The 17,707-nt window shown below is 70.1% G+C and carries 19 protein-coding genes; 9 read left to right on the top strand and 10 right to left on the bottom strand.

Annotated features, from left to right (window positions below; genetic code table 11):
* Positions 1-52 precede the first annotated feature (52 nt).
* The 4 genes from IEZ04_RS19555 (at position 53) to ctaD (ending at position 3,349) form a co-directional block, all read left to right on the top strand.
* Positions 53-616 carry a cupin domain-containing protein gene (locus IEZ04_RS19555; protein WP_189218184.1) on the top strand — a complete coding sequence of 188 codons (564 nt, stop codon included), beginning with the start codon at positions 53-55 and terminating at the stop codon, positions 614-616.
* Positions 613-753: a hypothetical protein gene (locus IEZ04_RS19550; RefSeq protein ID WP_189218183.1), complete on the top strand. Its 141-nt coding sequence runs from the start codon at positions 613-615 to the stop codon at positions 751-753. Before IEZ04_RS19555 ends, IEZ04_RS19550 begins: the two co-directional genes overlap by 4 nt.
* Positions 750-1,499 carry a phosphodiesterase gene (locus tag IEZ04_RS19545; protein WP_229821129.1) on the top strand — a complete coding sequence of 250 codons (750 nt, stop codon included), beginning with the start codon at positions 750-752 and terminating at the stop codon, positions 1,497-1,499. The genes IEZ04_RS19550 and IEZ04_RS19545 overlap by 4 nt, the downstream gene beginning before the upstream one ends.
* A 137-nt stretch (positions 1,500-1,636) precedes the next feature.
* Entirely contained in the window at positions 1,637-3,349 is a 1,713-nt protein-coding gene (gene ctaD / locus IEZ04_RS19540) for an aa3-type cytochrome oxidase subunit I (protein ID WP_189218182.1), read from the top strand.
* Between the two features lie 2 nt (positions 3,350-3,351).
* On the opposite strand, the gene IEZ04_RS19535 is transcribed toward ctaD, so the two are convergent.
* Positions 3,352-3,876, bottom strand: coding sequence for a hypothetical protein (locus IEZ04_RS19535; protein WP_189218181.1), 525 nt, complete (start codon positions 3,874-3,876; stop codon positions 3,352-3,354).
* A 114-nt stretch (positions 3,877-3,990) separates the two neighbouring features.
* Between IEZ04_RS19535 and IEZ04_RS19530 the strand changes: the two genes are divergently transcribed.
* Positions 3,991-5,085 (top strand): carboxylate-amine ligase, encoded by a 1,095-nt coding sequence (locus IEZ04_RS19530; protein WP_189218180.1) that lies wholly within the window; start codon positions 3,991-3,993, stop codon positions 5,083-5,085.
* An 18-nt stretch (positions 5,086-5,103) separates the two neighbouring features.
* Here IEZ04_RS19530 and IEZ04_RS19525 read toward each other — a convergent pair whose 3' ends face one another.
* The 5 genes from IEZ04_RS19525 to IEZ04_RS19505 form a co-directional block, all read right to left on the bottom strand.
* On the bottom strand, positions 5,104-6,042 hold the full coding sequence (locus IEZ04_RS19525) for a Rieske (2Fe-2S) protein (protein ID WP_189218179.1): 939 nt from the start codon (positions 6,040-6,042) through the stop codon (positions 5,104-5,106).
* A 65-nt stretch (positions 6,043-6,107) separates the two neighbouring features.
* A complete protein-coding gene (locus tag IEZ04_RS19520) occupies positions 6,108-7,283 on the bottom strand; it encodes a zinc-dependent alcohol dehydrogenase (RefSeq protein ID WP_189218178.1) in 1,176 nt (391 codons plus the stop codon).
* Positions 7,280-7,762, bottom strand: a complete 483-nt coding sequence (locus tag IEZ04_RS19515) for a hypothetical protein (RefSeq protein ID WP_189218177.1) — start codon at positions 7,760-7,762, stop codon at positions 7,280-7,282. Before IEZ04_RS19515 ends, IEZ04_RS19520 begins: the two co-directional genes overlap by 4 nt.
* A 6-nt stretch (positions 7,763-7,768) precedes the next feature.
* Positions 7,769-8,224, bottom strand: a complete 456-nt coding sequence (locus IEZ04_RS19510) for a DUF4383 domain-containing protein (RefSeq protein ID WP_189218176.1) — start codon at positions 8,222-8,224, stop codon at positions 7,769-7,771.
* A gap of 125 nt (positions 8,225-8,349) precedes the next feature.
* Positions 8,350-8,760 (bottom strand): ATP-binding protein, encoded by a 411-nt coding sequence (locus IEZ04_RS19505; RefSeq protein ID WP_189218175.1) that lies wholly within the window; start codon positions 8,758-8,760, stop codon positions 8,350-8,352.
* A 309-nt stretch (positions 8,761-9,069) separates the two neighbouring features.
* On the opposite strand from IEZ04_RS19505, the gene IEZ04_RS19500 reads away from it, so the two are divergent.
* Positions 9,070-10,089 carry an arabinan endo-1,5-alpha-L-arabinosidase gene (locus tag IEZ04_RS19500; RefSeq protein ID WP_189218174.1) on the top strand — a complete coding sequence of 340 codons (1,020 nt, stop codon included), beginning with the start codon at positions 9,070-9,072 and terminating at the stop codon, positions 10,087-10,089.
* 100 nt (positions 10,090-10,189) lie between these two features.
* On the opposite strand, the gene IEZ04_RS19495 is transcribed toward IEZ04_RS19500, so the two are convergent.
* Positions 10,190-11,869, bottom strand: a complete 1,680-nt coding sequence (locus IEZ04_RS19495; protein ID WP_189218173.1) for a pyridoxal phosphate-dependent aminotransferase — start codon at positions 11,867-11,869, stop codon at positions 10,190-10,192.
* 138 nt (positions 11,870-12,007) lie between these two features.
* Entirely contained in the window at positions 12,008-12,523 is a 516-nt protein-coding gene (locus IEZ04_RS34920; RefSeq protein WP_229821128.1) for a hypothetical protein, read from the bottom strand.
* Between the two features lie 886 nt (positions 12,524-13,409).
* On the opposite strand from IEZ04_RS34920, the gene IEZ04_RS34915 reads away from it, so the two are divergent.
* Complete coding sequence (locus IEZ04_RS34915) at positions 13,410-13,604, top strand: Scr1 family TA system antitoxin-like transcriptional regulator (protein ID WP_229821127.1); 195 nt, start codon at positions 13,410-13,412, stop codon at positions 13,602-13,604.
* A gap of 591 nt (positions 13,605-14,195) precedes the next feature.
* Here IEZ04_RS34915 and IEZ04_RS19485 read toward each other — a convergent pair.
* On the bottom strand, positions 14,196-14,873 hold the full coding sequence (locus tag IEZ04_RS19485) for a type ISP restriction/modification enzyme (protein ID WP_308429816.1): 678 nt from the start codon (positions 14,871-14,873) through the stop codon (positions 14,196-14,198).
* A gap of 509 nt (positions 14,874-15,382) precedes the next feature.
* Between IEZ04_RS19485 and IEZ04_RS19480 the strand changes: the two genes are divergently transcribed.
* The gene (locus tag IEZ04_RS19480; RefSeq protein ID WP_189218171.1) at positions 15,383-15,916 is read left to right on the top strand and encodes an NUDIX hydrolase; all 534 of its coding nucleotides are present in this window, start codon (positions 15,383-15,385) and stop codon (positions 15,914-15,916) included.
* Here the strand turns inward: IEZ04_RS19480 and IEZ04_RS19475 are convergent.
* Complete coding sequence (locus IEZ04_RS19475; RefSeq protein WP_189218170.1) at positions 15,894-17,240, bottom strand: NsdA family TPR-like regulatory protein; 1,347 nt, start codon at positions 17,238-17,240, stop codon at positions 15,894-15,896. The two genes, IEZ04_RS19480 and IEZ04_RS19475, sit on opposite strands and share 23 nt — an antisense overlap.
* A 124-nt stretch (positions 17,241-17,364) precedes the next feature.
* Between IEZ04_RS19475 and IEZ04_RS19470 the strand changes: the two genes are divergently transcribed.
* Positions 17,365-17,595, top strand: a complete 231-nt coding sequence (locus IEZ04_RS19470; protein ID WP_373296334.1) for a hypothetical protein — start codon at positions 17,365-17,367, stop codon at positions 17,593-17,595.
* Positions 17,596-17,707 lie beyond the last annotated feature (112 nt).

Raw genomic sequence — 17,707 nt, 5'->3', positions numbered from 1 at the left:
CAGGGGTACCCGGCCGACCGCAAGGAGCACGACCGGCGGGAGGTGGTGACCGATGACGGGACGACTGCCGTTCCCCCCGCCCGGACGAGTGCTGGACGGGCAGGAACTCCAGTCGGTGGCCAGAGCCGTCGCCGAGGCGGAGGAGCTCTGGACTGACCTGTTGCCGCACCGCACCGGCGAGCGCGGTTACGCGGAGGTCTTCCTCGACGAGCACCTGGGCGTGTGGGTCCTGCAGTGGACGAGTGACGACCACGACACCGGGTACCACGACCACGACCACTCGGCCGGCGCGGTGCACGTGGCGCGCGGCGCGATCCGGCACGAACACCTGCGCCTCGGCCACCGGCCGGTGGGCACCCGGGTGCCGACGGGGGAGGGGTTCTGCTTCGACGAGACCTTCATCCACCGCATGCGCCGGGAACCCGGCGCGGGCCCGACGGTCACCGTCCACGCCTACTCGCCGCCGCTGGTGAGCACCGGCCAGTACGGCGAGCAGGACGACGGACTGCTGCACCGGGTGCCCACGCCGTCCGACGAGCACCTGTCGCCCAAGGGCCGTCAGGGCACCCCGAGCACGAAGCCGCCCGACGCGGACACCGACGAAGGAGGGCCATGAGCGAGCAGACCCCGTCCCGGACCGACGAGAAGCCGGACGACGGGCCGGAGACGGCTCCGCAGGAGAAAGAAGAGGCAGAAGAGAAAGCAGAGAAGGAGGAGCGCAAGGCGTGGGAGAGCGGGTGGTCCGGTCCGTGACACCAGGACCCCGAACCCTGCCCCGGACCCCGCTCCGGCCTCTGGCCGCGGCCGAGGCCGGTTTCCGTTCGCTCGCCCGGCTGCGCGGCGCCCCCGCGCTGCACCCGCAGGGGCTGACCTGCACGGCCGAGCTGGAGGTCGTGGACGACGGGGGCGGGCCGTGGGGCGCGCCGTGGCTGGACGCACCCGGCCGGTACCCGGCCACGGTGCGCCTGTCGCGGGCGGCGGGCCTGCCGCGGCGGCTGCCCGACGCGCTCGGTCTCGCCGTACGCGTGGAACGGGCCGACGGCACCCTCGACCTGCTCCTCACCAGCAGCGGCCGGGGCCGGATCACCCGGCATCTGCCGCTGCCGCGCGTGGACGCGCTGAGCGGACCCTGTTCCAGTCTGCTGTCCTACCGGATCGGCGGCCGTTCCTGTCTGCTGGCCGCCTTCCCGCGCCGTACCCGGCAGGCACCCGTGCACGCCGACCCGGCGAGTCTGCGGGAGGCCCTGGCCGGCGGCCCGCTGGTCCTCGACCTGTGCGCCGCGCCCTCCGGCCGGTCGCGGCGCGGCGCGTGGCGCGCGTTCGCCCTACTGACGGTGCGGGAGCCCCTGCCCGTACGGCAGGAGGACAGCCCGGGCTTCGACGTCTACGCGCACAGCGCCCCCGGATTCGCCCCGGGCGGCACCCTGGCCGCGATCCGCCGCGCCGCCTACCGAGGTTCCCGGGCAGGCCGCCGCGTGGTGCCGGACCGGCAGGACTGATTGCCGCCAGGCTGGATACACGGTGCCCGGCACGAAGACCGGCGGTACAGGACCCCTGTACCGCCGGTCCGTCCTGCACCGCCGGCCTTCGTCGCCGTATCCGTCCACGCACCGCTCGCTGCCGATCGAGGAAGCTGATGGCGACACAGACAGAACCCGTCTCCCCCGTGCCGGCGGCGGAACGCCGCAGCAAGGGACAGGTGGTCATCTCCTGGGTGACGACGACGGACCACAAGAAGATCGGGCACCTCTACCTGATCACCTCGTTCGCCTTCTTCCTGATCGCCGGGGCGATGGCCCTGCTGATGCGGGCGGAGCTGGCGCGGCCGGGGATGCAGATCCTCTCCAACGAGCAGTACAACCAGACGTTCACCATGCACGGCACGCTGATGCTGCTGCTGTTCGCCACCCCGACGTTCGCCGGTTTCGCCAACGCGATCATGCCGCTGCAGATCGGGGCGCCGGACGTCGCCTTCCCGCGGCTGAACATGCTGTCGTACTGGCTGTTCCTCTTCGGCGGCCTGATCGTGCTGGGCGCCCTCCTCACCCACCAGGGCGCCCCCGACTTCGGCTGGACCGCCTACACCCCGCTCAGCCGCGAGGAACGGACCCCCTCCATCGGGGCCGACATGTGGGTCATGGGACTCGCCCTGTCCGGCTTCGGCACCATCCTCGGCGCCGTCAACTTCATCACCACGATCATCTGTCTGCGGGCCCCCGGCATGACCATGTTCCGGATGCCGATCTTCACCTGGAACATCCTGCTGACCTCGGTGCTCGTGCTGCTGGCCTTCCCCGTGCTGGCGGCGGCGCTGCTGGTGCTGGCGGCCGACCGGCGCTTCGGCTCGCACGTCTTCTCCCCGGAGGTCGGCGGCCCGCTGCTGTGGCAGCACCTGTTCTGGTTCTTCGGCCATCCGGAGGTCTACATCCTGGCGCTGCCGTTCTTCGGCGTGGTCACCGAGATCATCCCGGTCTTCTCCCGCAAGCCGATCTTCGGCTACATGGGCCTGGTCGGCGCCACCATCGCCATCACCGGGCTGTCCGCGACCGTGTGGGCCCACCACATGTTCGCCACCGGCGCCGTCCTGCTGCCGTTCTTCTCCTTCATGTCCTTCCTGATCGCCGTGCCCACCGGGGTGAAGTTCTTCAACTGGATCGGCACCATGTGGAAGGGATCGCTGTCCTTCGAGACACCGATGCTCTGGGCCTTCGGTTTCCTGGTCACCTTCCTCTTCGGCGGGCTGACCGGCATCATCCTCGCCTCCCCGCCGATGGACTTCCACGTCCACGACACCTACTTCGTCGTGGCGCACTTCCACTACGTGCTGTTCGGCACGATCGTCTTCGCGATGTTCGCCGGGTTCCACTTCTGGTGGCCGAAGATGACCGGCACGATGCTCGACGAACGCCTGGGGAAGATCCACTTCTGGTCGCTGTTCGCGGGCTTCCACATGACGTTCCTGGTGCAGCACTGGCTGGGCGCCGAGGGCATGCCGCGCCGGTACGCCGACTACCTGGCCGCCGACGGGTTCACCTGGCTCAACACCCTCTCCACCATCGGCGCGTTCCTGCTCGGCCTGTCCACGCTGCCGTTCCTGTACAACGTGTGGAAGACCGCCAGGTACGGCCGGAAGGTCGAGGAGGACGACCCGTGGGGCTACGGGCGCTCGCTGGAGTGGGCGACCTCGTGCCCGCCGCCGCGGCACAACTTCGTCACCCTCCCGCGCATCCGCTCCGAGTCGCCCGCCTTCGAGCTGCACCATCCGTCCGTGGGCCGGGCGGAACAGGTGGAGAACGTCGGCCGACGCGACGTCATCGACGCCGCCGGCCACAAGGACACGCAGGCGTGAACTCAGACGTCCCCGCGCGGGAGGGGGCCGACGTCGGCGTGGCGGCCCGGGCGGACCGCGGCGTGGCGCTGCCCGGGTCCGGCGCCGTCGCGGGCGGCCAGGGCGTCCGCCACGGCACCGGTGACGAACGCGTAGACGGTCTTGTGTAGCAGGTCCACGGCCAGTTCCCCGCGCGGCCAGGTGGTGGGCGGGGCGCCGACACCGGTCGCGTTCTCGAGGATCTGGTCGTTGGTGAGGCGGACGACGGCGAACTTGGCCGAGGCGAGCGGTCCGCGCAGTCCGGCCTGGGCCATGACCGAGCGCACCACCCCGAGCAGGGCGGCCTGACCGAAGTGCATGGCCCAGTTGACCGGCAGCGGCTGCTTCCCGGGGCGTTCGGGCCGGCCGGTCAGGCGCAGGAGGACCCGCGCCGGTACGTGTGAGTCGGGCCGGCCGGTGACGGCCTGCTCGGCCTTCTCGGCGAGCGTCATCACGACCGCTCCGGCGGTCCCGGCCACCAGCCCCTGCCACAGTGCACGCTTGATCATGCGCCGGCGGGTACCCCGGGACGGCGCCTCCATCCGCCGGGCCCGCCACCACAGGTTTGGCTGGGGCGGTTCCGCGGCACTTGGACGGACGGGCACGGACGGAGAGGTGCTTCGGTGGCGACAGTCGGTGTCGAGGAGGAGTACCTGCTGATCGACCCGGCCACGGGCCGGCTGGCCGAGCAGGCGGAGAAGGTGCGGGCCGCCGCCGGTCTGCAGTCGTTCGTGGCCGACCGGGAGATCCAGCCGGAGCTGCTCCAGGGCCAGGTCGAGGTGGCCACGCCCGTGTGCGGGACGCTCGAGGAGGTCGGCGGACACCTGCTCCGCCTGCGGCACGCGGCGGCCGGGGCGGCGGAGGCGCACGGCTGCCGGCTCGCCGCCTGCGCCGCCTTCCCGCTGCGGCAGGGCGCCCCGGTCGCCGTCACCGGACAGGCCCGGTACCAGGCCATGCAGGAGCAGGCCCCGCAACTGGTCGCCGAGCAGCTCATCAACGGCATGCACGTGCACGTGGCCGTGCCGGGCCGCCGGGCCGGCGTCGAGGTGCTGAACCGCATCCGCGTCTGGCTGCCGACCCTGACCGCGATGTCGGCCAACTCCCCGCTGTGGGACGGGCACGACACGGGCTTCGCCAGCTGGCGCACGATCGTCTTCGGCCGCTGGCCGGTCAGCGGCGTCCCGCCGCGCTTCGCGGACGAGGCCGACTACCGGGCACGCGTGGAGGGCCTGCTGTCCACCGGCGTCATCGCGGACACCGGCCAGCTGTACTGGCAGGCCCGGCTGTCCGAGCGCTATCCCACGGTGGAGGTGCGCTGCCTGGACGTGCAGCTGCGCGCGGACGAGGCGGTGATGTTCGCGGGCATCGTCCGCGCCCTCGTCGTCACCGCCCTGCGCGAGACCGCCGCGCACCGGCCGGTCCCGGACTGCCCGGCCGAGCTGGCGCAGGTGGCGATGTGGCAGGCCGCCCGGTACGGGCTCGGTGACGCGCTGGTCGACCCCGGGGGTTCACGCCGCCGGGCCGATCTCGTCGTCCACCGGCTGCTGGAGCACATCGCCCCCGCGCTGGACGCGGCCGGCGACACACGTGAGGTCACCTCGCTCGTCCACCGTCTGCTGCGGCAGGGCACCGGCGCGCAGCGGCAGCGCCGGGCCCTGGCCGAGGGCGGACTCGGCGCCGTCACCGGCATGATCTTCGAGGAGAGCGCCGTGCCCTGACGGGGCCCCGCACCCGCCTCAGGCGGTCAGGGCACCGTCGTGCGGGGCCCGCTCGCGCAGCCGTACCTCGACGTGGCCGTCGACGATCCGGGTGTCGAACGCGGGCTGCGGGGCGGTGGCCGGGCCGCGTACGTTCCAGCCGTCGGCGAGCCGGAAGACGCTGCCGTGCCAGGGACAGCGGACGCATCCGTCGGCGACGGTGCCCTCGGCGAGGGGACCCCCGAGGTGGCTGCACCGCTCCGCCAGCGCGTGGACCTGCCCGCCGGGCTCCCGCACCACCAGCACGGGCACGTCGTCCACGCTGCGCCGCACGGGCTCGCCGGCCGGGAGATCGGCCACGGCCCCGACCCGGTGCCAGCCCTCACGGACGACGTGCGGGACCTCCTCGGCGTGATTGGCGCCGGAGGCCTGGCGGTAGGCCATGTGGCCGCCCAGCATGCCGCCGATCCCGACCGCGGTCAGCCCCAGGAAGCCATAGGCCCGGCCGGCTCCGGCGCGGCCCCTGACGCGGCAGACGAGCGAGGCCGCGTACAGGCCGACCGCCGCCGTGTTGGCCAGGGCGTGGACCAGTCCGACGCGCTGCTGCTCGCGGTGCAGCTCGGCCCAGTCGACGGCCCCCGCGAGCGCGGCGGGGGCGGCCGCGGCCAGCCCCACCCCGACCAGCAGTCCCGCCTCGCGGGAGCGGCCGGGCCGCAGGTCGAGCACGGCCGCGGAGAACCAGCTCCCGATGGGCACCTGCACGGCCAGCGGATGCACCGGGTGCCCCAGCCACCTGCCGTGCAGCAGGTCGCGGCCGGAGCCCAGCGGCAGGGCGCGCACGCCCTTGCGGAGGGTCTCGATCACCCGGTCGGCCCGTGGCTCCCGTTCCAGACGGTCCAGCAACCACAGGGTCCGGTTCTGCCGCGGCAGGCGGCGCTGCTTCGCACGGGAGGTCAGGGGCTTCGTACGGGACGTCATGGGCAGCCGGGTCCCCGTCCGGGCGGACCGCAAACGGGGAGCGGGGCACCCGGCACCCGTTTCGCTCAGCCGCCCGGCCGGATGACCGCGCGGACGCAGCCGTCCGTCTTCTTCTTGAACATCTCGTACGCCCGCGGCGCCTCGTCCAGGGACACGGAGTGGGTCGCCAGGTGGCTCGTGCCCAGTTCGCCCGCCGCCACGCGGTCCAGCAGCATCGGGATGTAGCGCTGGCCGTGCATCTGGGCGCCCCGCAGGGTCAGGCCCTTGTTGACCACCGCGCCGAGCGGGAACTTGTCGACGGCGCCGCCGAAGACGCCGAGGACGAACACCGTGCCGCCCTTGCGGCAGGCGCGGATCGCCTGCCGGACGGCGGTCGGGCGGTCCGTCTGCAGCCGCAGCTGCTGCTTGACCTGGTCGTAGACGTGCATGGGGGTGTCGCCGTGCGCCTCCATGCCGACCGCCTCGATGCACACGTCCGGACCCCGGCCGCCGGTGCGTTCCCGCAGCTCGGCCTCGACGTCGGTGGCGGTGTAGTCGATGACCTCGCTGCCGATGTGCCGCTCGGTCATCTCCAGCCGCTCGGGGAGCCGGTCGATGGAGATCACGCGTTCCGCGCCGAGCAGCATCGCCGCGCGCGCCGCCATCTGCCCGACGGCCCCGCAGCCCCACACGGCGACCACGTCCCCGGGCTTCACGCCCGCGAGGTCGGCGCCCATCCAGCCGGTCGGCACCGAGTCGGACACGAACAGCGCGCTGGTGTCGTCGACGCCCTCCGGGACCTTGAAGGCGCCGTAGTCCGCGAACGGGACGCGCACGTACTCGGCGTGGCTGCCGCGCAGTCCGCCCATGGCGTGCGAGTAGCCGAAGATGCCGCCGGTGGCGGCGCCGAACATGGCCTCCCCGATGCCGGGGTTGGTGTTGGTGTTGTCGCACAGGGACCACAGGTCGTTGGCGCAGTACCAGCACCGGCCGCAGCCGACGAAGGAGCACACGACCACCCGGTCGCCCACCTTGTGCTTGCGCACGGCGCTGCCGACCTCGACGACCTCGCCGAGGAACTCGTGCCCGATGACGTCCCCGGCCCGCATGGCGGGGATGTATCCGCCGATCAGGTGCAGGTCGGAGCCGCACGTGGTGCCCGCGACCAGCCGTACGATCACGTCCTGGTCGCCCCGCAGCTCGGGGTCCGGCACCTGCTCGACGGAGAGCTTGTTGACGCCTTCCCAGCACAGTGCCTTCACAGCACTCCCTCCCCGCTCGCGCGCCGGCTCAGCAGCCCGACGAGCTTGCCGCCGGGAGTGTCGTGGGTGGTGGGCGGTGTGTCGGGCCGCATGACCTCGCCCGCCTCCAGCAGCGACTTGGCCTCGCGCAGGGCGCGGCGCAGGTCCTGGCGCGGGTCGTCGCCCGCGATCCGCGCGGTGACGGAGTGCGCCGCCTCCGGCTGCGGCTCCTTCAGCCGCACCGCCAGTTCCGTGCCCCGGTCACCGGGGGCCGGGCGGATCCGCGTCTCGATCCGTTCGCCGTACTCCTGCAGCGGCGCCGGGAGCTTGTCGGGCTGGATGTCACCGGGACCGCGGTTGACCGTGACGGCCAGCCAGCGGTCCGTGTCGGCCGGGGCCGTCCGGCGGGCCCGCGAGCGCTGTGCGACGGCGGCGGCCCCGCCGGCGGCGAGCCCCGCTGCGGCGGTCCAGAGCGCCTTCTTCGTGTGCGTCGTGCTCATCGCCGGTCACCTCCGGGCGGTGGTCGTGGCGGAGCGGCCGAGCAGCGCGCCGAGCGCGATCATGCCGATGCCGAGGAAGAAGTGCAGCCAGTTGTCGGCGGTGTTCACCGGCACGAAGTTGGCCGCGCTGTCGTGGCCGATGAACATGCCGTACAGCCACAGCACCAGGTAGATCGCCCCACCGGCCAGCAGGTACGTACGGGCGGCGGAGGCGGTGCGCGCCAGCGCGAGCCCCGCCACGCCGAAGGCCAGGTGGACCAGGTTGTGCAGCACGGAGACCTGGAAGATCCCGAGCAGCTTGGCCTCGGAGTGGTGCGAGGCGAACGACATCGTGTCGTAGTGCGTGGTGATCCCGGGGATGAAGCCCAGGATGCCCACCAGCAGGAAGACCGCGCCGACGGCGACGGCCGCCTTCTGGACGGGCGTACGCGTCGTGCGTGAGGTGCCTGCGTGGGTCGTCATGGCGGTTCAGCCCTCTCTGCGGTGGCGTGCGGTGCTCCCCAGCGCGCAGCGAGTACCCCGGCGTCGCCGCACAATCTCCTTGATTCGCTCGGAACCGGAACCAGGGGAGGCGGCGGGCGCTCGGTTCAGTGCAGACGCATCGCCAGGGTCACCGCGGCCCCCGAGGTGCCCGCCGCGATGGTGAGGCGGTCGGTGACCAGATGGGCGAGCCAGAGGCCGCGGCCGGAGCGGTCGTCGTCGAGGCCCGGCAGGAGTTCGGGGATCGCGGGCGTGAAGCCGGGGCCGTTGTCGGTGATACGGCACTCCAGCTCGTCCGCCCTGCGGCGCAGTTCGAGATGGCCGCGGCCGCCCGCGTGCTCGATCGCGTTGTCGGCGATCTCGCTGATGGCCAGGGTGAACTCGCCCAGGCGCACCCCGGCCAGTCCCTCGGCGGCCGCCCTGTCCTCCACCATGGCGCGCAGGACGGACACGTTCGCTTCGGTGAAGTGCCGTTTCAACAAGACCGTCTCGGAATCCTCTAGGCCGCTGAGCCGCATATATCCACGCTATCCGGGTCCGGCCCATCCGTAACCGAAGGATCGCGTGGGGATGAAGTAAGGCCGGAATTGTGCGATAGCGATCGCTGAACGAATTGTTCCGGACGCTTGTTGTACGGGATATCGGTCGAGTGACGGAGCGGTGCGAAGTCGACGGCGGGCAACGAGAGTTGCCCCTGCGCGAGGCGTTGACGCGCAAGCGCTTCGATTCTACGTTGCGGGCTGGCGCATAAACGTCCGACAGGACGGCCGACGTTCGGTATTTCGGACGTCCATACGCGCATTCCCCCACTTTTCCGGAGGTTCCGAGTGAGCCGTTCCTTCCGCACTCCCCGCACCCCCCGCACTCCCCGCACTCTCCGCGCCTCCCGCAGAACCGCGCTCCTCGCCGTCCCCGCGGCCGTCCTGCTGGCCCTCGTCCCCGGCACGGCGAGCGCGTACCCGAACCCGGGCCACGTCACCGGGTCGACCGTCATCCACGACCCCACGATGATCCGCACCTCGTCCGGCCAGTACCTGGTGTACGCCACCGGCGGTGGCATCTCCTTCAAGTCCTCCACCGACCGGATCGCGTTCAGCGCGGGCGCGGACGCCTTCCGCACGAAGCCGGGCTGGTGGTCGACGTACTCCTCCGTGCCGGAGGCCTGGGCGCCGGACATCTCGTACCAGGGCGGCAGGTACCTGATGTACTACTCCGTCTCCTCCTTCGGATCGCAGAACTCGGCGATCGGGCTGGCCACCTCGTCCACCGGGCAGCCGGGCAGCTGGACCGACCAGGGCGTCGTGCACACCTCCAGCTCGGCCGCCGACTACAACGCCATCGACCCCAACCTCTTCGTCGACGACGACGGCAGGTGGTGGCTGTCCTTCGGCAGCTGGTGGGGCGGGATCAAGATGATCCAGATCAACCCCTCCACCGGCAAGCAGCTCTCGTCCAACACGACGCGGTACTCGCTGGCGTACCGCCCGACCGGTACCAAGGCGGTCGAGGCCCCGTACATCGTCAAGCGCAACGGCTACTACTACCTCTTCGCCTCGTACGACACCTGCTGCGCCGGCACCAGCTCCACGTACAAGGTCAAGGTCGGCCGCGCCACCTCCGTCACCGGCCCGTACCGCGACAAGAACGGAGTCGCGCTGACGAACAACGGCGGCACCCCGGTGCTGGAGTCGCACGGCCGGTACATCGGTCCCGGCGGCCAGTCGATCTACAAGGACGTCGACGGCGACCTGATCGTCTACCACTACTACGACGGCCAGGACAACGGCACGCCCAAGCTCGGCGTCAACCTCCTGAACTGGAGCAGCGGATGGCCCGTCGCGTACTGATCCCATGGGCGTGGCTGGGTAGCGCGGATCAGCAGTGGGTGCCACGGACTGTGTGACGGGTGCGGGGTGCTGGGGCCGGTCGCGCAGTTCCCCGCGCCCCTCAGGGCGCGGCCTGCGGCCAGCCCACCGGTTCCGGCTGGGTGCGGCCGCGGACCTGGGCGGCCGTGAGGCCGCCCGCGGCGCCCGTCGCGCGGCGGTTCGCGGCCGCCGCTGCCAAGCCGGGCATGCCCGTCCGGGCGGCCGGAGCGAGGCCGGCCGCCGCCGCGGGCGCCAGGCCCGGCATCGCGGCGGGCGCAGGCACGGGCGCGGGCGCCGGGGCCGGGGCCAGTGGTACGGGTGCGGGCGCCGGTACGGGATAGGGCATCGGTGCCGATGCGGTTGCGGTTGCGGTTGCGGTTGCGGCTGAGGGGGCCGCCGACGGCTCCGGCACGGCCATCGGCCCCGTCAGCGGCTCCGGGCCGGAGACCGGGACCGCCAGCGGTCCCGGACCAGGCACCGGAGCGGGCCCCGGCACCGCTGCCGGGGCCGGCCCCGGCAGTGACGCCGCCTGCGCCGCGAGCCCCCGTGCCCCCGCCCCGTTCGTCTGGCTCATCAGCCGGTCCACGACCGCCGTACCCGAGCCGTGACCGGTCCCGGCGGCCGGCCCGGGTACGGCGGCTCCCCTCCTGGACCCGTACAGCACCGACTCCAGGCCGGACACCAGGCGTCGTACGTCCACCTCGGGCCGGACCACGAGCCGCAGGAAGCGACTGGACGAGCCGATCTTGTTGCCGCACTCCCGGACCAGGATGCGGTGTTCGGTGAGCAGCCGGTCCCGGACCACCGTGCCCTCGGCGCCCACGGGCAGCCGTACGAAGAGGAAGTTGCCCTGCGACGGGTACACCGTCAGACCGGGCAGGGAGGAGAGGCGGCGGGACATGTCGAGGCGGTCCCGGCGCACCTGGTGCAGGCTCTCCAGGTACTCGGCGCCGTGCTCCCTGAGCATGAACACCACGTGCTCGGCGAAGGAGTTGAGGTTCCACTTCGGCAGCATCGAGCGGACTCTCCCGGCGAGCGCCGGGTTGGCGACCAGGTAGCCGAAGCGTATGCCGTGCAGGCCGAAGTTCTTGCCGAGGCTGCGCAGCACGATGACGTTGGGCCGCATCACCGCCTCCTGGACGACGCTCGGCTCGGACTCGGCGTCGGCGAACTCCAGGAACGACTCGTCGACCACGATCAGGTCCAGGTCGGCCAGCGCGTCCATGAACTGCACGACCGCGTGTCTGTGCAGGAAGCCCCCGTCGGGGTTGTTGGGGTTGCAGAGGACGGCGACGCGGGTGCCGCGGGTCCTGATGAACTCGGCGTACTGCGCGAGGTCCAGGGCGAAGCCGCTGGACTCCTGGAGCGGGAACATGTCGACGCGCTTGCCGGTCTCCATCGGCTGGTCGGTCCAGCGGCCGAAGGTGGGGACGGGGACGGCGAGGGACTCCCGGACCAGCAGGTGGTCGATCCAGGTGATGAGCTCGGTGGAGCCGTTGCCCATCGCCACGCAGCTCGGCGGCAGCTGGAGGAGGTCGCACAGCTCGGCGGTGATCGTGTCGGCGCCGCTCGGGTAGTACGTGACGATCTCGCGCAGCCGGCCGGCCAGCTCGTCGAACATGGCCGGGGTGGGGAAGTACGGGTTGCACGGGATGCAGAAGTCGATCGGGCCGGCCCCCTCGCCGCCCTCGCGGGTCAGCGCCGCCATCGACGGGCTGTGCGCTGCCGTGCCGCGGAACAGCGAGGTGGCGTTGCCGGCCATGGGACCTCCGTAGGGGGCGGGCCCGCCGGGGGAGGGCGGGCCGCCCTTGCATACGGATGCCGTGCTGGTGTTGTTCAGCCGGGTGTTCGGCCGGTAACCGGGTCACCCGTCGCGGCGGCGGACCAGGCCGCCAGCCCGTCAGGGCAGCAGCGACGCCGACCCGGACCGCCCGACCTGGGGGCTTCTCGTCCCGATCGACGTGCTGCCGGTGCCGCAGCGGTCGGCTCCGGGCCGCTGACTGGCAGCGGGGGCTCCCAGACCTGGGCGGTGGGTCCGCAGGTCCGCAGCCCGTTGCGGTGTGCTGGCGGTGCATCGAGGGCACAGTGTCTCGTCGCCCACGGGACGGAACAGGCACGGCTGGATGTGACGGTCACCCTCGCACTCGCGCATGGCGGCGAGCCGGGCCGACAGGCGGGGGCCGGGCGCCGGGACCGGGGCAGAGGCCGGGGCCTCCGGAGCAGGCAGCGTTGTGCGTGCGCGTTCCTCCGGCGCTACCGGCCCGACGTCCCGGAGCAGATGTCGGAGCAGGCCGCCGGGCTTGCGGACGGGGCTGCCGTCGGCGGGCAGGCCGCGCAGGATGTGCGCCCGGATGGCGGCGGGCGTGTGCCCGGCCGCGAGCCAGCGGGCGGTGAGGTTCGTCAGTTCCTCCCGCATGGCCCGGGGAACGTGGCGAAGGTCGGGGGAAAGGTGAGGAAAGGACGCGACGAGGACGCGGGCTCCTGGCAGGGCGGGGGCCTCGCGGGTGTGGGCCGCCTCGCTGGCGAGGGCCGCGGGAGTCTCTGGCGCGTGCGGATGGTGGGAGGTGTTTCCCACAGGGTCTTTCTTTGGATGACCGTCGGTGGGCCGAGGGGTCGGAGCACCGACCGCCGGAATGCGGGGACTCGGTGCGGCCTGCGGTGACGTGGGTGACGTGGGTGACGTGGGTGTCCGCGCCAGCATCTTGGCTGCCTCGGCAGAGCTCAACGGGACGTTGGAAATGAGCTGTTGGGTCACCCAGAGACCCCCGGGTACCTGGACCCGGCGCTCGTGCACGAAACCCTCCTCCTTCAGCTGGCGCTTGGCGCGGGTGAAGGCGGTCGCGCCGATGCCGGCGCGTTCGGCGGTGCGGGACAGCGACTCGCGCGCTCCCTCCGGAAGGGAGAGCTGCCAGGTCAGGAGGCGCACGGCGTCGGAGGACAGGCGCGGGTGCCTGATGATGTCGTGGGAGAACTGGGTGTACGCACGTGAGGGCGCGATATGGTGCCGGTACATCACGGTGGAGTCTCGTTCCACTAGTGGTTCAGGCCCTCGCGAACGGTTGGCGCCGTCGCGGGGGCCGTCTTCGTGCTTGTTGTCGGGGCGACCGTACCGCACGGAGGGTGTACGTGTGGACACGTTGTGCTAGCGCCGCTCTTGTGGGCGATGCTCACTCGTACGACTCAACTCGGCTGCGGTGTGAGCGGTTTCAGCGCCTCGGTTTCCCTTATGCGCTCACGGGAAGCGATGCGCGCGGAGTCGAAGAGGCAGGACGGGACCGGGACGAAGGCGGGCGAGGATTCGAGTGCGCACCGGAGGAACTCCGACACGGTTGGACCGGCAGAGGCTTCTCGGGCGTTGCCCCGAGCCGCTCTTGAGCCTCGTCATCGACGAGAACGCCTTGACGGGGCCCCTCGGTGGGTTCGGAGCGCTACGCGCCCAATTGGGGCACCTGCTGCTCAGCGGTACTGGTGTACATACCGCTGTCTCACAGTGTTGATGAAGCCGCTATCAGGTCACAGACGCCCGACTGACGGCGCACGGCGGCACTACCCGAGCTGGCCCACAGGTCATCAACAAGACAGCGTGCGTCGGTCAGCGGGAGGAGCAGACCTCCCGGGCGGCGCCACCCGCATACTCGCAGCCGGCTGGGCATGTCAGGGACCTTCTGATCCGTAGGATCCGGCAGGTCGTTGAGCCGCCGCCTCACCGCCAGCCGGTCTCATCGCTGACGATTGTGATCGTCAGTCTCTGTGTGCCGTCGTTGCCGTCAGTGTTGCCGTCATCTCAGACCGCGTGAGGTTCTACGAGTCGGCTCCTAGCACACCAACGCGGACTCGGGACCGTCGTAACCACAGGCCGAATCCGGAGCGGGCGCCTTACCAGATCAGAACAGGCCAGGACCCTTCTGCTTCAGCGCCCGCTTACTGGAAGCAGGAACTGGAAGCACTCCGGCATGTTGCAGCATGTCGACAGCCAGAAGATCGCTATTGCACACATCATTCAATAGTCCTTCCTGATTATCCTCCTCACGCACCAACAATCCAATCACGTTCAGCAACTCGAGCAGCTCGGTCGTCCATTCAGGGAGTCAACTAGTGGACACCTCGAAGTCCAACACAAGACGCCGCTTACCGGCCGGATCTTTCTTGCGGTACCCGAACCACTTATCGATGACGTTCATGCCGGAGACCGCGTAGTCTCGAACTTCACGCGGGACAGGAGAAATACGCCCCGACCCAACAACCAAACTGCCTGTGCCTTCGTCGTACTCCAACACCTCAGGCATTGCATCAATTGTGTCCGGAATCTCTTCGACACAACGAGACCGCTCACTTAGCGGCAGCTTTGGAGCACCTTTCGGACGACCAGCCGACGGGTCGACGAATCGCTCACCGTACGTGTGGAGCCACAAGACCCTTCGGCCCAGATTCACGCTTCGCTCCCACATAACTCTATCGAGAGTCAACGGAACTCGCGCGCCTGGCACTTCTAGATATTCTCGGAAACGTGACGTATAGGCAGGGTGAGAGGTAATAGCGGCGACATACGCCAACAAGTCTTCCGCGCCGATGACGCATCCAAGCCTACGGCTAAGCTCCTCCAGTAGCCCCGGAGTTACATTCGGTATGACACTTGCTGCGTCACGGAAGAGAGGACGTGCGCATCCAGCCCGACCATCGTAGTAATTCATGTCGGGTATCAAGGCTGTGAAGACAAGCCCCGGGCCGCCCGTTATAGCCTTCGCGTTCTGCTCAACGGTGAATATCTAGTGGACCGCGAAGCTGGTCCTCGGGCCAGCCGGCCCCCCCCCGCAACTTGGGCTTCACCGCCCGTCCGAACTCCGACACTGCTGTGCGGACAGCTTCTTCATACGCCCCATGCGACGGCATGCATCCCCCCACGGACACCGGTCAACTGGCTCGCGGCTTAGTTGAGTCGTGAAGCAGAAGGATAAGACCTCATCGGATCTCAAGGTAGAGGTTGACCATCAACTAGCCACAACAGCAACTGCGGAGTGCACCGGGTCACAGTCGATCGATGCTTCCCGATCGAAGGTCCCCGCCCCTGCGTCGCAGACGCCCGCATGGACAGCAGGTCAGTCAGCAAAAGATGCACCCCTAGCTCGGCCACTCCGCTAACGCGTGGAAGCAAGACATGGGCATGTCTTCGGCAGCCGTGGGCCATTTCGTCAATGTGACATGAACAAGCGTCGAACCTGTACCTCAGCCCGTGCAGGTCTGAGACCCTGGAGACCGATCGAGAGGGGCCGCAGGTATGCAGTGGAAGACCCACGGTGAGCGACAGGTCTACACCAACAAGTGGGTGAATCTGTGTCTGGTCGACGTTCAGCAGCCTGATGGGCGCAGGTGGGAGTACCACGTCGTTCGCCTCCGGCACCTGGCCGTGGCCGCCGTGGTCAACGACCGGCAAGAGGTCCTGATGATGTGGCGGCACCGCTTCATCACCGACTCGTGGGCCTGGGAGTTGCCCATGGGCCTGGTCGAGGAGGGCGAGACCCCGGAGGAGGCGGTGGCCCGGGAGGTTCTGGAAGAGACCGGCTACCGCTCCGGCCCCGTCAAGCCCCTGATCTACGCGGAGCCGGCCAACGGCATCACCGACTCGCAGCACCACGTCTTCCGCATCGACGGCGCGACTTACGCCGGGCCACCCACGGAGAAGAACGAGTCCGATCGCATCGAGTGGATTCCCCTCTCCGAGATCCGGGGCATGATCGACCGCCGAGAAATCGTGAGCAGCGGTTCCCTCGTGGGCCTGCTGTACCTGCTCATGGATGAAGCGATCCGCTGATCGGTGGGAGGAGCTCCCGTAGCCTCGCCTCGAAGGCCAGGGCTACGGGCTCCTGCCGGTGGGGGGTCAGCTGATCGTAGAACTCCCTGAGATGACCTGTGACCCTCTCAGAGGCGACCGTCGACGCGGACTCCACAGCCTGAGTGGCGGTCCGGCACGCCTGATCGAGCTTGCCCTGTTCCAGTTGCGTACGAGCCAGCCAGAACGAGTGGAACGCGCGGCCCCGCTGGTTGGTGCGGTCCTCCCGCCGCAAGGCGTCTGCGATCAAAGGCTCGGCGGTCGCCGCTTCGCCCAAGCGGCCATGGGCAATGCCCGTGTCGACGATCAGCTTCGGCTCGTCGAAGTAGGTCACCCATGACGGGTCCGGGTCGCTCGCCCGGATCTCCTCGAAGTGGCGGTGCGCCTCCCCGATCGCCCGATGAGTCGAGTCCCGGTCTCCGAGCGTGGCGTGCGCGAAGGCTTCACGCATGGAGAGCATGGACAGGACCCGTGGGGTGTTCCCGAGGGCTGAGCGGGCCTGGTCCTGGGCCGCGGTCACGAGTGCCAGAGAGTCTGCGGGCTTGTCCTGGTAGGTGGCCTGCAGGCTCATGCACGCCAGGACGTTGGCCATGAACTGGCGGTCGTCGATCTCCTTGGCCAGTTGGAGCGCCTCAGTGAAGTACGCACGAGCCTGGCTGTACTGACGGGCGTCGAAGTAGGTCCAGCCGGTAAGGCGTGCGAGCTCGGCGGCGATGCCGTACAGACCGTTCTGGATGGACGGTGGTCGGCTCTCCTTCAGTAGACCGACCACGTATCGGAGCTGACCGACGACGGCCGGCCTCAACGCCTCGCCACCGTGTTGGTTGTCTCGCCTCCAGTAGTCCTCGATGGACGACCGGAACGCTGCCAGTGTGGCCGCGCTGAGGCTGGTTCGGGTGGCAAGCTCCAGGATGCTGTCCACGTCCGGGCCCGGCAGGGAAGCGGGTGCCTGCCTGTCCGGCTCGAGTTTCGGGCGTTCCTGGATTTGGCGCTCGGCCACTGCGAGAGCCTGCGGTGTCTCCCAAGACCGTCGGGCGAGCCCGAGCATGTGGCCCGGGATACGTAAGCCGTCCGAGATGCGCTCAATGACGTCCATGTGCAGCAGCTGCCGCCGTCCCGCGATCACTTCACCGACTCGGCTCGGGGTCAGCTCGCATCGCCTGGCGATCATTGACGGGTAGATACCCGCCCTGACCTTGACCAGCCGGAAGACTCTGGCGAAGTCCCGTACCCGACAGGCGTAGATCATCTCGGGATCGGTGAGCAGCCTGGCAGGCAGTTCCTGCGGCCGGTCGGCGTCAGGCATCGGGCGAGCTCCCACCTGCGATGGCTACACAACGTCGCTGGTCTGTACGTGCGGTGATGTTACCCAAGTTGGGTATCCCGCCTGGCCTTTCGGCGACGGTTGCCGGATCGCGATGCTCGTGTGCATGGCGAGCAACCAGCAGACCAGGCCAGGCATCGGTGAACCGGCGGAAGACCGCGCCAGCGGACGCATCGGCGTCGTCATGGGCAAGGTCGGCGGCCGTGTACAGATGAGGCCGATCCGCGGGGGCGTGGAGTGGGAGGCCATGCCGGACAACGTGGTGGCGCTCAGCGCCCAAGAGGCGGCGAACGCACGCCAGACTTCCAAGAGCGGCAGCAACCGGGGCGGGCTGTAATGCGTGCCGTCGGCCGATACGCCGGGATCCTGTTCATCATCTGCATCAGCGGATCGTGCGGCCTGGTGGTCGGCATGTCCCTCGCCATCAACCAGTAGACCGGCCGCCCCGG

It is taken from the genome of Streptomyces ruber (assembly GCF_014648075.1).
Taxonomy (GTDB): Bacteria; Actinomycetota; Actinomycetes; order Streptomycetales; family Streptomycetaceae; genus Streptomyces; species Streptomyces ruber.
The sequence above is the reverse complement of the archived record's forward strand: the minus strand, read 5'-3'. Positions and strand labels throughout refer to the sequence as shown.

Bases quoted from the DNA above. Each gene is read 5' to 3' on its own strand.
- IEZ04_RS19515 (WP_189218177.1), bottom strand. From the start codon at position 7,762: ATGAGCACGACGCACACGAAGAAGGCGCTCTGGACCGCCGCAGCGGGG.
- IEZ04_RS19550 (WP_189218183.1), top strand. From the start codon at position 613: ATGAGCGAGCAGACCCCGTCCCGGACCGACGAGAAGCCGGACGACGGG.
- IEZ04_RS19475 (WP_189218170.1), bottom strand. From the start codon at position 17,240: ATGCCTGACGCCGACCGGCCGCAGGAACTGCCTGCCAGGCTGCTCACC.
- IEZ04_RS19555 (WP_189218184.1), top strand. From the start codon at position 53: ATGACGGGACGACTGCCGTTCCCCCCGCCCGGACGAGTGCTGGACGGG.
- IEZ04_RS19495 (WP_189218173.1), bottom strand. From the start codon at position 11,869: ATGGCCGGCAACGCCACCTCGCTGTTCCGCGGCACGGCAGCGCACAGC.
- IEZ04_RS19510 (WP_189218176.1), bottom strand. From the start codon at position 8,224: ATGACGACCCACGCAGGCACCTCACGCACGACGCGTACGCCCGTCCAG.
- IEZ04_RS19535 (WP_189218181.1), bottom strand. From the start codon at position 3,876: ATGATCAAGCGTGCACTGTGGCAGGGGCTGGTGGCCGGGACCGCCGGA.
- IEZ04_RS19470 (WP_373296334.1), top strand. From the start codon at position 17,365: ATGGCGAGCAACCAGCAGACCAGGCCAGGCATCGGTGAACCGGCGGAA.
- IEZ04_RS19505 (WP_189218175.1), bottom strand. From the start codon at position 8,760: ATGCGGCTCAGCGGCCTAGAGGATTCCGAGACGGTCTTGTTGAAACGG.
- IEZ04_RS34920 (WP_229821128.1), bottom strand. From the start codon at position 12,523: ATGCGGGAGGAACTGACGAACCTCACCGCCCGCTGGCTCGCGGCCGGG.
- ctaD (WP_189218182.1), top strand. From the start codon at position 1,637: ATGGCGACACAGACAGAACCCGTCTCCCCCGTGCCGGCGGCGGAACGC.
- IEZ04_RS19480 (WP_189218171.1), top strand. From the start codon at position 15,383: ATGCAGTGGAAGACCCACGGTGAGCGACAGGTCTACACCAACAAGTGG.
- IEZ04_RS19525 (WP_189218179.1), bottom strand. From the start codon at position 6,042: ATGACGTCCCGTACGAAGCCCCTGACCTCCCGTGCGAAGCAGCGCCGC.